The 13,784-nt window shown below is 37.8% G+C and carries 14 protein-coding genes; 2 read left to right on the top strand and 12 right to left on the bottom strand.

Features of this window, described 5'->3' with window-relative positions:
• Window positions 1-20: 20 nt before the first annotated feature.
• The 4 genes from nagE to C8270_RS09800 all read right to left on the bottom strand — a co-directional run bounded on the left by nagE (window position 21) and on the right by C8270_RS09800 (window position 3,488).
• The gene (gene nagE / locus C8270_RS09810; RefSeq protein WP_106496654.1) at window positions 21-1,958 is read right to left on the bottom strand and encodes an N-acetylglucosamine-specific PTS transporter subunit IIBC; all 1,938 of its coding nucleotides are present in this window, start codon (window positions 1,956-1,958) and stop codon (window positions 21-23) included.
• Window positions 1,959-2,101: 143 nt separating this feature from the next.
• Window positions 2,102-2,254 carry a hypothetical protein gene (locus C8270_RS20275; RefSeq protein WP_199794669.1) on the bottom strand — a complete coding sequence of 51 codons (153 nt, stop codon included), beginning with the start codon at window positions 2,252-2,254 and terminating at the stop codon, window positions 2,102-2,104.
• A 477-nt stretch (window positions 2,255-2,731) separates the two neighbouring features.
• Complete coding sequence (locus C8270_RS09805) at window positions 2,732-3,061, bottom strand: helix-turn-helix domain-containing protein (RefSeq protein WP_106498505.1); 330 nt, start codon at window positions 3,059-3,061, stop codon at window positions 2,732-2,734.
• Window positions 3,062-3,365: 304 nt separating this feature from the next.
• On the bottom strand, window positions 3,366-3,488 hold the full coding sequence (locus C8270_RS09800) for an anti-repressor SinI family protein (RefSeq protein WP_106496653.1): 123 nt from the start codon (window positions 3,486-3,488) through the stop codon (window positions 3,366-3,368).
• 647 nt (window positions 3,489-4,135) lie between these two features.
• Between C8270_RS09800 and C8270_RS09795 the strand changes: the two genes are divergently transcribed.
• Together C8270_RS09795 and C8270_RS09790 are read left to right on the top strand one after the other, a co-directional pair.
• Window positions 4,136-5,077, top strand: a complete 942-nt coding sequence (locus tag C8270_RS09795; protein WP_106496652.1) for an LCP family glycopolymer transferase — start codon at window positions 4,136-4,138, stop codon at window positions 5,075-5,077.
• Window positions 5,078-5,194: 117 nt separating this feature from the next.
• The gene (locus tag C8270_RS09790; RefSeq protein WP_106496651.1) at window positions 5,195-7,222 is read left to right on the top strand and encodes a penicillin-binding transpeptidase domain-containing protein; all 2,028 of its coding nucleotides are present in this window, start codon (window positions 5,195-5,197) and stop codon (window positions 7,220-7,222) included.
• A 56-nt stretch (window positions 7,223-7,278) separates the two neighbouring features.
• Here C8270_RS09790 and C8270_RS09785 read toward each other — a convergent pair whose 3' ends face one another.
• The 8 genes from C8270_RS09785 to C8270_RS09750 all read right to left on the bottom strand — a co-directional run bounded on the left by C8270_RS09785 (window position 7,279) and on the right by C8270_RS09750 (window position 13,689).
• Window positions 7,279-7,716, bottom strand: coding sequence for a hypothetical protein (locus tag C8270_RS09785; protein WP_158701689.1), 438 nt, complete (start codon window positions 7,714-7,716; stop codon window positions 7,279-7,281).
• Window positions 7,717-7,744: 28 nt separating this feature from the next.
• Window positions 7,745-8,719: a metallophosphoesterase gene (locus C8270_RS09780; protein WP_158701688.1), complete on the bottom strand. Its 975-nt coding sequence runs from the start codon at window positions 8,717-8,719 to the stop codon at window positions 7,745-7,747.
• Between the two features lie 46 nt (window positions 8,720-8,765).
• Window positions 8,766-10,562, bottom strand: coding sequence for an ABC transporter ATP-binding protein (locus tag C8270_RS09775; protein WP_106496648.1), 1,797 nt, complete (start codon window positions 10,560-10,562; stop codon window positions 8,766-8,768).
• A gap of 12 nt (window positions 10,563-10,574) precedes the next feature.
• Window positions 10,575-11,750, bottom strand: a complete 1,176-nt coding sequence (locus C8270_RS09770) for a nucleotidyltransferase domain-containing protein (protein WP_106496647.1) — start codon at window positions 11,748-11,750, stop codon at window positions 10,575-10,577.
• Window positions 11,743-12,225 carry a lasso peptide biosynthesis B2 protein gene (locus C8270_RS09765; RefSeq protein WP_106496646.1) on the bottom strand — a complete coding sequence of 161 codons (483 nt, stop codon included), beginning with the start codon at window positions 12,223-12,225 and terminating at the stop codon, window positions 11,743-11,745. The genes C8270_RS09770 and C8270_RS09765 overlap by 8 nt, the downstream gene beginning before the upstream one ends.
• Window positions 12,226-12,241: 16 nt before the next feature.
• A complete protein-coding gene (locus C8270_RS09760; RefSeq protein ID WP_106496645.1) occupies window positions 12,242-12,544 on the bottom strand; it encodes a lasso peptide biosynthesis PqqD family chaperone in 303 nt (100 codons plus the stop codon).
• Entirely contained in the window at window positions 12,504-13,475 is a 972-nt protein-coding gene (locus tag C8270_RS09755; RefSeq protein ID WP_106496644.1) for an aldolase, read from the bottom strand. Before C8270_RS09755 ends, C8270_RS09760 begins: the two co-directional genes overlap by 41 nt.
• A gap of 85 nt (window positions 13,476-13,560) precedes the next feature.
• Window positions 13,561-13,689 (bottom strand): paeninodin family lasso peptide, encoded by a 129-nt coding sequence (locus C8270_RS09750; RefSeq protein ID WP_106496643.1) that lies wholly within the window; start codon window positions 13,687-13,689, stop codon window positions 13,561-13,563.
• Window positions 13,690-13,784: the final 95 nt, after the last annotated feature.

Genomic DNA, 13,784 nt, shown 5'->3' with positions numbered 1-13,784 from the left:
TGGCACTAGCTTTTGTTATATTACTCTATTTCAATTACATTTTTTATTCCAGCGTTAATCATACCTTGCTGGGTAATTTTAATAGTGTCATTTTCTCCCATGTTTGTAAACACGATTGGTGAAATAACGGATGGTGCATTTGCTTTAATGTAAGCTAAATCTGCTTTTACTAAAATATCACCTTTTTTCACCGTGTCTCCCTCTTTCACATAAACATCAAAGCCTTTTCCTTCAAGTTTCACAGTATCCAAACCAATATGAACTAATATTTCATGTCCTTGTTCAGAGCGAATTCCTACTGCATGTTTCGTTGGGAATACATTTAAAATTTCACCATCAACAGGTGAGACGAACGTTCCATCTTCCGGGTCGATTGCAATTCCGTCTCCCATCATTTTTTGTGAAAATACTTGATCTGGAACTTCAGTGATTGGCATGATGGTACCTTTAACAGGCATCACAAAATCATCGCCAGATAGTTTTGCTGTAGTTGTTTCCTCCGTATGCGCTTCTGCTGGTCCATCAGCTTCAACTGGAGGTTGCATATTGTTATTGTCCATACGCTTACGCATCGCAGTTGCTAGAAATTCTACTGTTGTACCAACCACAACTTGCAAATTCTTCTTATTGATTTTCATTACACCATGAGCACCTTGATATTTTAATGCCTTTTCATCAATTTTACTCATATCATTAATTTGTAAACGCAAACGTGTTGCACAGTAATCCAGTGTATCAATATTGTCTGGTCCGCCTAATGCAGTTAAATAATAGTAAGCTTTTCCTTCATAATCTTTTGTACCTTTGCCTTTCTTCGGTAAACCAACTTGTTCGTTTTCTTCTACATGGTCTTCATCCTCATCCTCACGACCTGGTGTTTTCAAATCAAGCTTCTTAATGAGGAAGACAAAGACAACGAAGTAAATCGCACCGAAAACAATACCTTGCAATAAGAGCAAGAATGGTTTTGTCGCTATACCTAAGTTAATTAAATAATCAATTAAACCGGCTGAGAAACCAAAGCCATCTTTTATGCCAAACCAAAAAGCTATCATCATCGATAATCCGGTTAAGACAGCATGTACAGCATATAATAATGGTGATAAGAACATGAAAGAATACTCAATTGGTTCTGTTATACCAGTTAAAAACGCTGTAAGAGCAATACTACCTAAAAACCCACCAACTGCTGCTTTACGATGTTTTTTTGCTGTCACATACATCGCAAGACATGCACCTGGTAAGCCGAACATCATGATTGGGAAGAACCCAGCCATAAAGAATCCTGCAGATGGGTCACCGTTTAGGAAACGATTAATTTCCCCATGCCAAACTTGTCCAGCTGCATCTGTAAATGATCCAAAGTCAAACCAAATAAATGTATTAATCACATGGTGGAGTCCAATTGGGATTAATAAACGGTTAAAGAAACCGTAAGCACCGACACCAACTGCACCAGAACTAATAAACCAATTACCTAATGCATCAATTCCGCTTTGTACTGGTCCCCATAGGAATCCAACCACGCCGGAAATGATAACCATCAACACTGATGTGACAATCGGAACAAATCGCTTTCCGCCAAAAAAGGCCAAAAACTCTGGTAACTGAATGTCATGAAACTTATTGTATAAATGTCCAGCGACAATACCGGCAATAATACCGGCAAATACGCCCAAATCAAGATCGCTATTTATCGCTTTATAGCCACCTTCTAAAACAAGGTATCCAACAGCACCCGACAATGCCGCTGCACCGCTTCCATCTCGCGAAAATCCAATCGCAATACCGATTGCAAAAATGAGTCCTAAATTCTCTATTATTCCATTACCAGCTGCGGTGATAAATGGTATATCCAATAAATCATCCGCACCAAACCGCACAAGCAGTGCCGCAGCTGGTAACATGGCAATTGGAAGCATTAACGATTTTCCTAGCCTTTGTAAATAACCTAACAAGTTAAACACTCCTTTCGTTTTTAAAACGCTTACATAACTAACGTTTTCTATATGAAATTATATCACCTAGATATATAGTTGTCTATACAAGATAACCTAAAAAACAACATTTTCTCATCTAGACGAAAATGTTGTTTTTGTTCTTATTTTACGATACTGTTTTCCGAAACGATAGTACTTCTTGTTAGTTCTTTAACCAATGCCTGAATCAACTCTTCGGATGATTGAATTTTGAAATTCTCGGTTTGATCAATCATCTTTTTTAGCATCATTTTATATTGCTCTTGCTCTCCCACAATATATTCCCGCCTTTTAGAAAGTCTCGGTATTTACCACGTCATCATAGTAAGGCCGATATTTTTTTGATACTTTATTCTTATATTAATTCTGTTTATAACAATAAATCAAATCATGCGACAAAACAACAGCATAAGTTATTATCAAAAATTGTTGCAGATTGTTAACTGTTAATACAATTCGTTATCATCCACTCGTTTTTGATCGTCTCATTTAATTTAAGTTGAACAGATATGCGAACGCCTTCAAACCTTTAGAAAGACATCCACCATGTAGAGGTGCACCATCCACAGTGAAAAGTGTGAAATTTCATCTACTCCAGCATATGCAACTGTGAAGCCAAGTGATTAAGATAACTGGACTCTTTTCGATTATCGTTTTTAATATTGAATAATTTTCTATACTTGAACCTTTGAAAATTCATATCTTCCCTGAGTGTAAAAAACATCCTCAGGTAACGTTATGATTAAAAACCTCTATTCTCCGTGTTTATTTCTCCACTTATTAAATTCGAGATACTCTTTAAACTGTTCTTTGGATACTCCAGATTCCATTGCTTCTTGTACAATTTTTAACCACTCATCATCTAGTTGGTCCTCTGCTAAACCCTGATCATCACGAATCAAATCATTTGCAGATACACCTAATACCGCACCAATCTTCTCAACAAATTGGATGGATGGATTTGTTTGAAGGTTACGTTCAATTGAACTTAAATAGGATTTGGCTACACCTGCTTTTTCTGCTAGTTCGGAAATAGACATCTTTTTATCCTGGCGTAATTGTTTTATTTTTTCACCGATCAAGCCCACACACCCTCTTTCTGTGATGATTATACCACAAGAAAGATATTGGTTCTATATAAAGCACGATTTCCTTAAAAAAAATTTCCTATTTGTGCGTGTTCAAAAAGGGATAAAAAGACCGCGTCGGCTAAATCCGCTGGTGTCCTGCCAGAAACGCTGACACTAGCACGTCCTGTGCGTCGAAAGTTCAAGGTGGTGTAGCTTTGAGTACCAGAACGGGCTTCCACGGGATTGTCGGTACTTAGTTGAAGATCCCCCTATCGATGTGTCAATGTTACCGGAATTTCTGAACAATCTCTATTTATTATTTTTGATTATCCTTTAAAAATAATCGAACTTCATCAACAGTAAGGCCAATTGTTTTCGCTTCTTTAATTAGGTTAACCCACTCTTTATCAAGGCCAGTCTTGTTACCTGTTTTTATCATTTTCTCGTCCCCCATTTAGTTTCCGTGCGTAACCCAAATATCAGACGTTTCAATCCAACATCTGTACCTTCCTATTAATCACTCCACCCTGGTAGGTTATATAAGACTACTATACTACAATTGGCAGTTTTTTTGGTTGTCTTGTTTTGTCATAATGATACTAGTTTTGTAAGAATTAGAACTAATTACCCATGAATCGAAATTAGATTAACCAAATCGTTTTTTAACTATATGTCTAAAGTACGGGACATATGCTAATAATACAAAACTTTTATTACGCGCTTTATCTATATCCGGTTCCGCCTATTGCATGACGTATTTGTTGTTAAAACAGCGGACGTTAAATAGCATTACTTGTTCTTCATAAAGAACTAACAACATAAGTATAGGACAAATTACTAACTTTTGGAACCTTGAAAAACAACTAAAATCCGTAATTATTATCTACTTTTCGTGAATTATCGCAAAATATCTTTCTATTTCTTGATTTATCTTGCTTTATAAAGAACGATTAATGTTTTATAATGAACATATAGTAAATAATACTCACCAAAAGGAAGGCATACATATGAACTACATAGACTGATTTCAGATAATTCGTTATAATTTAACCAGGATTATTACTTTTGACCAAGAGGAGAATACTTATGGAATCAAGACTAGAAAAGAAAAAAATGAAGAAAAAAAGAAAATGGCCGTTTTGGGTTGGTGGCATACTTATTGCTTTGATTGTACTAATTGGTGGATATCTTTTTTATTTGTTTGACAAAGTTGGAGATACGGTAGCCGTTATGCATGACCCACTCTCTCGTGATGAAGATCCGGATCGACAGAGAGAATTAGAATCCATTTTCAGCAAGACCAAATCCGTTAATATTCTACTACTTGGAGTAGATGAGCGAAAAAATGACAAAGGACGTTCGGACACGATGATTCTTCTGTCACTAAACCCGAAGACCGATTCGTTATTAATGCTTAGTATACCGCGTGACACTTACGTTAACATCCCTGGATATGGAATGGATAAAATAAATCATGCATATGCATTTGGCGATGTGGGATTATCGATTAAGACAGTCGAAGAGGCTTTTGATGTCCCAGTTCATTATTACACAAAAGTGAATATGGAAGGATTTAAACAAGGAATTGACGCTTTAGATGGGGTAACTGTTATGAATAATCAAGCTTTTTCCCAAGGAGGCGCAACTTTTTCTACTGGCGATATTCATCTGAACGGTGAAGCAGCATTAAAATATATACGAATGCGTAAAGACGACCCCCGTGGTGATTTGGGACGTAATGAGCGACAACGCAGTGTTATTACAGCGGCGATGAATGAAGCAGCCAGTTTTTCCAGCATTACCAAAATTGGTGACATTCTGGAAATTCTTGGAGACAATGTAAAAACTAACCTCAACATGGATCAGCTGCAGGCACTATTTCGTGATTACCGCGGAACCCGTAAGGATATGAAAACAATTGAAATGAATGGAACAGGTAAAAGACTTGATAAATGGTATTATATGGTGTCCGAAGAGGAATTTAATCGCATCACAACAGAAATTCAGAGTCACACGGATGCAAAGTGATAATAACAAGTCGTCATGTAAAAATTTCTAGACTGACTTTTCCATTCTTTATCCATGTTCGTAGGCGAAGAAAATGTTATGATAGAAGTAGAAGTTGTTTGATTGAGGGGGTTTCACATGAAAAAAATAATTACACTTTTGACCATATTGTTATTCCTCATTCTCGCTGCATGTTCGGATGATGAAGCAACACCACAAGATCGTTTCGATACATATGTGAAGCATTGGAATGATCAAAAATTCAGCGAAATGTATGACATGGTTTCCAACAAATCAGCCGAGAAATATCCAACTGAAAAATTTGTTGATCGATATAAAAAGATTTATAAGGACCTTGGAATTTCAGATTTAAAGGTAACCTATAAGAAATTAAATGAAGAAAAATTGGAAAGTGCAATGGATAAAGGAAAAGCAACATTTCCAATAACCGTAAAGATGCAATCAATTGCTGGTCCTATTTCTTTTGACTACAAAGCAACACTTGTAAAAGAAGGTGAAGATGATAAAGAAAATTGGTATGTCCAGTGGAATCCAGGTTTCATTTTTCCAGCGATTAAAAATGGTGGGAAAATTGGTATTGACACAGTAGCACCTAAGCGTGGAGAAATATTGGACCGTAACAAAATGCCATTAGCCATCAATGATATCGCTTATGAGATCGGGGTTATTCCTGAAAAGTTAGGCGAGAATTCCGATGCAATGAAAAAGAAAATTGCCGGTTTATTAGGAATGTCCGTTGATGAAATGGATAAAGATTTAAATGCGGACTGGGTTGAACCAGACTTATTTGTACCACTAAAAAAAGTGCCGAAATCTAAAGAAGATGTCCTAAGTCAATTGTGGGGACTAGATCCAGTTATGGGACGCGAAGTAACAGGGCGTGTATATCCCTCCGGTGAAGCAGCAGCACATTTAGTCGGCTACATCGGAAAGATAACGGCCGAGGAATTAGAAGAACAAGAGCCTGGTGAGTATAGCACAAACGACATGATCGGAAAACGTGGCCTGGAACAACTTTATGAAGCGAAATTAAAAGGAGAACAAGGCGTAACCATCACCGTTTCCAAAGAAGGTGAGGATGATATTATCCTAGCAGAAAAGGAAGTTCAAGACGGTGAAAATGTGCAAACAACCATTGATGTTGATCTACAGGAGAAAATTTATGCATCCTATGATGGAGAAGCTGGAACAACAGCTTCAGTCGACCCTAAAACAGGCGAAACATTAGCACTTGTCAGCAGTCCAGCATTCGATCCAAACGAGTTACTTTTCGGCGTTAATCAAACCACCTGGAATAAAATGCAAGATGATCCGCAGCAACCATTGATCAATCGTTTTTCCGCAACATTTGCCCCAGGATCTGTGATGAAGCCAATTACAGCAGCAGTTGGCCTAAACGATGGCAGTATTGTTCCTGGTGAAGGAATTGAAATCAATGGACTTGATTGGAGTAATGGAGAAGGCTGGGGCGACTATAAAGTTCATCGTGTATCAAGCTCAAATGGGCCAGTTGACGTTACAGATGCACTAATCCGCTCCGATAATATTTATTTTGCCATGAAAGCAGTTGACATGGGTGCCGAGGCATATGCGAAAGGCCTGAAACAATATGGTTTTGGTGAAGCTATACCGTTTGACTACCCACTTGAAAAATCTACTATTTCATCAAGCGGGAAATTTGATAATGAAGTTCAATTAGCTGATTCAAGCTATGGCCAAGGACAAATACAAGTCAGCCCACTCCACCTTGCCATGGCATATACATCATTCCTAAACGATGGAAACATGTTGAAACCTGTATTACTTGCAGATAAGGAAACCGGTCAAGTATGGCAAAAAGACCTTATCACAAGTGAGCAGGCAGATGTCATTCAAGATGCTTTACGAAAAGTTGTTGAATCACCAAAAGGTACAGCCAAAGGGGCGAGAAATGCCGACTTTGCCATATCCGGTAAAACAGGAACAGCTGAACTGAAAAAAACTGCCGATGAAAAATCTGGCCAAGAAAATGGCTGGTTCGTCGGTTATCCAACTGATGAACAGGATATCCTAATTGCTATGATGATTGAGCATACAGAGGACAAAGGTGGAAGCAGTTTTGCAGTTGAAAAAGCAACAGATATCATGAAAGATTTTCGTAAATAGTTTTTGGAAAATTGCTCTCAAGACAGTTGATCGTCTTGGGAGCTTTTTTATTGGGGCTAGGGTGACTGCTTCTCGCGCCGATGTTTTGCTTCTCGCGCCGATGTTTTGCTTTTCGGGCTGATGTTTTGCTTTTCGGGTTGATGTTTTGCTTTTCGGGTTGATGTTTTGCTTTTCGGGTTGATGTTTTGGGTTTCGGGTTGATGTTTTGCTTTTCGGGTTGATGTTTTGCTTTTCGGGTTGATGTTTTGCTTTTCGGGTTGATGTTTTGCTTTTCGGGTTGATGTTTTGCTTTTCGGGTTGATGTTTTGCTTTTCGGGTTTTGGGTTTCGGGTTGATGTTTTGGGTTTCGGGTTGATGTTTTGGGTTTCGGGTTGATGTTTTGGGTTTCGGGTTGATGTTTTGGGTTTCGGGTTGATGTTTTGGGTTTCGGGTTGATGTTTTGGGTTTCGGGTTGATGTTTTGGGAACAATCCTCTGGTATCGGATTGTTCCCATTGCGACATGCACCATCCGCTCATAACTTTCATCCTTCTTTTAGTGTCAACACATTGATTTGCGGCGGGTTAAATAAGCGGAATTTTAAAAAGGAAATGGCATCACTACTCCCTAGGCCAGTACTAACATATTGCTTCACTCCCTCATATTCCCACAACCCCTTTACTCGATCGCCCGGTGGGAAAAGACCACTGTTTTCATCCCAAGCTTCTGGAACAAATAGCGCACCAAAAAAAGGAAGTCTGATTTGCCCTCCATGATAATGACCTGCTATTAACAGATCATAATCTCGCAATGCCAAATCAGACATATTCATAATATGGTCAATTCGAGTATCAACAACAGGGTAATGATCGAGCGCAATCACAACATTTGGATTCTGCAAATCACCCAATGTGGTCATTTCCTTCAGCAATTGTTTTTGATGGGTAAGAAATTGTTCATCTGTTGCATAATTTGGTGCTGGTATCCCTGTATTGACGCCTGTTTTCCCATCCATAATTGATAGTTCAAAATTAACAAAATGAACGTTTGCTCCATCTACTTGAATGGTATCGATAGACTCTAAAAACGTTACTCCCCGCTTTTCCATTCCTTTAACGAACTCACTTTTTTCAAAAACCGGATCTGTCTGATAGCTCTCTGGATCAGCATTTCCAGGTACATAAAACATATTTTCTTTATTATTTATGCCTTCCACTATGGAATAGAAAGGTTTATAGTTTGTACTTTCGCTTCCATCCAGCATATCACCGGTAAAAACAAGTGCATCATACTGAATCGAATTAATAGCCTCTATCAGTCTTTTTTGATTTTCTCCAAATTCCTTTTCATGCAGATCAGTAATTTGCACTACGGAAAACCCTGCCAATTGTTCTGGAAGATCCTCTATGACTATTTCTTGTTTTTCTATCGTTATGCGATTATTATCCCAGACTACGTAAACAGTCAGAACAGTAAGCACAATTAGAATACCGATCAAAATCTTAACTATTTTTTTCACTACGGATCGCCCCAAGAAAATAAAGTGATGCAGATACCATACAAAATTATCGAATTACCTCCATTTGATTGCTTAACAGGTGGCTAAACATGCTTCTTTTTTCCTTAGCAAGCTGCATAAAACCCCCTTTTTGAATGACCTCCCCCTGGTCCAAAACAATAACTTGATCGGCATTTTGGATCGTTGATAGACGGTGAGCAATAACAATTACAGTCATCTTCCCTTTTAATCCCTCAAGTGCCTCTTGTATTTTTGCTTCATTTTCGGTATCAAGAGCACTTGTTGCCTCATCCAATACAAGGATAGATGGATTTCGTAAAATAGCCCGTGCTAATACAAGTCGTTGCCGCTCCCCTCCAGACAACTTAATTCCGCGATCGCCAATCAGTGTGTCTAAACCATTGGGAAGGTTACCTACAAACGCTGCCGCCGATGAGAATGCCAATGCTTCCCATAATTGCTCATCACTAGCAGTCGGTTGAACCATCATTAAGTTATCTCGAATACTTTCATTAAAGAGAAACGGGTCTTGGGAAACGTAGCTTATCGCATTCCGCAATGATAATAAGTTTTCACTGGCCAACGGGATCCCATCAAGCAAAACTTTCCCTTTTTCAGGTTGATTGAGACCCATTATTAAATCGATTAACGTACTCTTTCCAGCACCAGATTTCCCGACAAACGCAGTCATTTGCTTAGCTGGTATTGTTACATTAATATCAGTTAACGCATAATCCGATTCATTTTGGTTGTAACGAAAAGAGACATTGCGGCATTCAATTTCCTTCATAAGACAGAAAGGCTCAACATGTTGATTCTTCCCACACCCAATTTCGATTGCTTGTTTACATTCATGCTGCAATTCTTTTACTGCTTGAAAAGATGGTAATGTTGTGGCTATTTTTTCCATAGATGCTTGGATATCCGCAACTCGCGGCCACAGTCTCGAAAAAATAACAATGACTAACATTAGTTGGCCACCTTGGGCATTAAACATATTCACCGCGATAAATATGAAAGCTGCAATTAAGATAGCAGATGCAGCTTTATAATATAATTGAGATGTTGTTTTCAATTTCGTGTAATTCACTTGTTCATCCTGCATATTCTTTGTGATATTATGAAACCAATCCATTCTTGTTTCTTCTAATGTATTGCTTTTTATTTCCTTAATCCCATTTATTTGATCAATTATACCTGCTAAATAACTTTTTCCCAATTCATAATTTTTCCCGCCTAATGCCAATGACCTTTTCAAGAATTTGCGATTAAAAAAGATCAACACTAAACCACATACTAATACGAAGATGGTTATATTAGGGGAAAGGAAAAATGCTAGACCAATTTGTACGCATGTAAAAATGAGCGATGTCATAAATAGCAGTAGTGAATTTGTTCCAGAACTAGACCGAGCAATTTCCGATTTTAATAGATTGATAAGATCTGACTTTCGCTTTTTTATAAAAAAATCCCAATTTGAATGAAGCACAGCACTATATGTTTCGACACGTAAATGTCTTAAAAATCCTTGCTGAATGGTTGCATTACGAATAGCTATTTGTCGTTGCAGCAAGTTTTGACCAATAACAATTGCAACATAAATACCTAGGATAAGTGGCAACCCCAAACCAATCGGAATGTCTTGAAAAATACTAAAAATACGTAATAACGGTGTTTCCCCTGCGTCTAATTCGACAATTCCACTCATGCTAATCATTGGAATTAGCAATAGAATCCCAACACCTTCCAACAAACTCATCAGCATCATTCCGATAAGGTTAAAGTAAAGCTTTTTCCCAGCATAAGCATGTATTTGTTTCAAAAAATAAATAACATTTTTCACATCTGTATCCCCCTAGGGTAATGCATGTTTCTTCCGTTTCCTTATCGCCCATAAAATCGGCCGTAACGGAAAATATAGAAAGTGAAGTTTTTTCGGTAATGGCAATGTTTCAGCATCTTCTGGATACGGATATAAAAAGCTTAAAATGAAAAGAAACTTTTGCTGAATAGGCATTAAGGAAAACAAATGCCGTTTATGATAACGTGATATTTTTTCGGGGACAGGATTCGTATGTAGATTCACCATATTCTCCAGATAAAATACTGCCTCTTGCGCCAATCGTTTTGCACGTTTCGTTAACAATGGTTCTATTTTATTTAAAGCCACAGAATTAAAGAGCTCCGATGCTAAAATATATCCCTGTCCCCCAACATGAAGTTGATGATTCTTCTTTAATAACGTATACGCTTTTTTCCAATCTATATCTCGCTTTATTAGCTGATTAATATCCAGTAACCAGCGTAGTCGTGACCATCCATGACGAGCCCCGTGTGAAACTAGAAATAGAAACAGATCTTCTGTACCAAGCAGATAAACAGGAGTTGTTGTAAGTGCACAGCTATTCCTTCGTTTCCAAAGCTCATCAAATTTCGGTTCTTTACAAGGCCCGGGATGTAGCCGCCAATGAATTTCCAATTTGATATTTTTCTGCGGGTTAAAATAGGTGACGTGATGATGGCGCCATTTCCAGTCATATAGCACGGTTTGAATATAATCATCTTTCTCATAGCCGATCCCTTTTAGTAATTTATCGGCAAGTTGTAACTGATTAATCGGAATAAGAATATCTAAATCACTGGATGTGCGTTGAGAAATATCACCATATAAGTTTTGAGCAAGTATAGGCCCTTTCAAAAAAAGAAGCCTAATTTGCTCTTCAAATAATTTACTTACACACTCCATTTCCGCAGCTAGGTTAAGCATTTGAAATGTATTTCTTTTGTATTGATTGCTTAAAAATTTCCGGACATGAACCGGTACAAATCGCTCATCTAGTAATCTAACTTTTGAATCGAGTAATGGATAAACACGATGATGCTTTACTTGTTTTATAAAAAGATCCCAATCGATGTCCTTGCATAATTTTTCCTGATGTTCTTGTACATACGTTTCATTTCCCTCTTTCAACAATTCAACAATTAATTTTAACTCTCTAGGGATGTTGGTCAGATATAGCGTGTTATCCATAGTTTTCACCTTCTACATTGTTGAGTTTAGCCGTCTTTGCGAATTTAGCAATTACCGTAAAACGCTCCATACCTTCAGAGCCTGAAACATAAAATGAACCACTGCGTAACCAGGCATGTGCAATAAAATCACCATTCTCATCTTTCGCAGTTCCTAGGTATAATGTGGATTCAATTTTGCGTCTGTGTAACATTTTCTGCCCGGCAATTGCTTTTACCAAACATTGACTTTCCCAAAAAGTGTGGCGACTCATAATATGTACGGCCTCGGATACACGTTTCAATATCCTTGCGTTCGCTGAGTTAGTAACTAAAGTCGTCTCTTCCATTTTTTCACCTAATGTAGGTGAGACTAGTGAAAACGGCATTAGTTTAAGTATTCGCGCCCACCCCAAGTAAAAAAGAGCTTCCGTTAATAACTTCTTCGTTTTCCAATTAAGTGAGAATAAAATCCTTATTTTTTTCATAAGGTTCATTATTCCTTTCTAAAAATTATGATGCAGATTCCTCAACCTGGATTAAATCTTCTTCAAACAATCGATTCAAGAAGGCTAGAACCTGCTCCTTACACGTGCTTTGTTCGACCTCATAATCAATTGTTAATGTATGTATTAATTCCTTGATAGAAATTGGACTCTTAATCCGTTCCCAGATCTCACCACCTATTTCTCCTAAATTATAGTACTTACTGTTGGGAATACTTAACATAACCTTCTCTCCACCCATATCACTTACAATGCTATCGCTCCCTTGTTTAACCAATTGATTCAACATAAGATTTTGGCTTTTTCTCATTACCTTTTCCTCCCTTAAACAGTTTTGTTTCGATTAAATCAGCTAAATCATAGGCAGTAAACCGGGATGCCGGTCTTCGCAAATGAAAGAGATCGATTTTATTAGCCATTTTTGTAACGGTTCTAAAGTGCCATTCAAGTAAGCCGGAACGAGCAAGGATCGATTTGCGAAATGTGTGCCTAAACAACGTATGCAAGCGGTCTAGTTTTTGAATTGGATACATCTCAATTTCATCATCCATCGTTTTAGTGAGTTCAAATACACCAGCAAGTGGGAAACGGCCTGCTGCAAACTGATCTACGACTGGAATAGCAAATTTAGTTGCTCGATCAATAAGGGGACGATAATGTTCTACATCCATTCCATATTGATTCAAGCTTGCCTGCCATAGTTTTTGTTGCGGATATGCCGATGTCACAAAGGGAATACCATCTTCATTAAACGTGATTGGAATCAGATCATCACTAATAAGTTGATAACCTTTCTTTAAAAAAGCGGAAGCAAGCGTCGATTTCCCAGCACCAGAAGATCCCATTATCGCAAATGCCTTTCCCTCCATGAACAACGCAGTTCCATGTAATGGAAGAACCTTTCTTTGCATTAATAACGCTCCCATACTAGTCCCTAGAATGAATAGCCGTATTTGGTCTTCATTAGCACCTTCCAATGGGGACACGATGATCTTATTTCCTCCTTGAATAAAGTAAATAGCCACCCTATCAACCTTAAACATACATATATCATCTTTTATCGCAAACCGTTCATTTTCCTCCGACAGCTCAGCCCACATGGATGTCAAATCTGCTCTTTCTATCACAACATCTTTCACGTCTTCAAATTGCTTTGATTGAGGTACCTCTGGCAGCAAAATTTCACTTTTAATTGTCAGTCCAAATGCTTTATAGACGTAATGCCCTGCACTATTCGTCATCTATTCTGTTCTCCCATCATTGATTTTTTAACCAACCTATTTTTATAAAAATAGGTTGGTTATGTAGGTAAACTAGAATGATAAGTTAACTACCTAATACGTCATCGCCTGAGTCTTCACCCGAGTCAACCCAACCGTGACCATGACCATTGCCTTTCATCGTCATGTTCACACTTAAGTCTTCCAATACTGGCTTTTTCCATTCATTTTTCATTATCTCACCCCCTTTCAAGAATCATTTAGTTCATTATAAAGAACTTATCTATTAAAAAATTGGACGATCAACTCTATATAGTTCCCAATTAAGAA

Origin of the sequence: Lentibacillus sp. Marseille-P4043, assembly GCF_900258515.1 — a bacterium.
Taxonomy (GTDB): domain Bacteria; phylum Bacillota; class Bacilli; order Bacillales; family Amphibacillaceae; genus Lentibacillus_C.
Note: the sequence above shows the minus strand (reverse complement) of the source record. Positions and strands in the feature narration are given on the sequence as shown.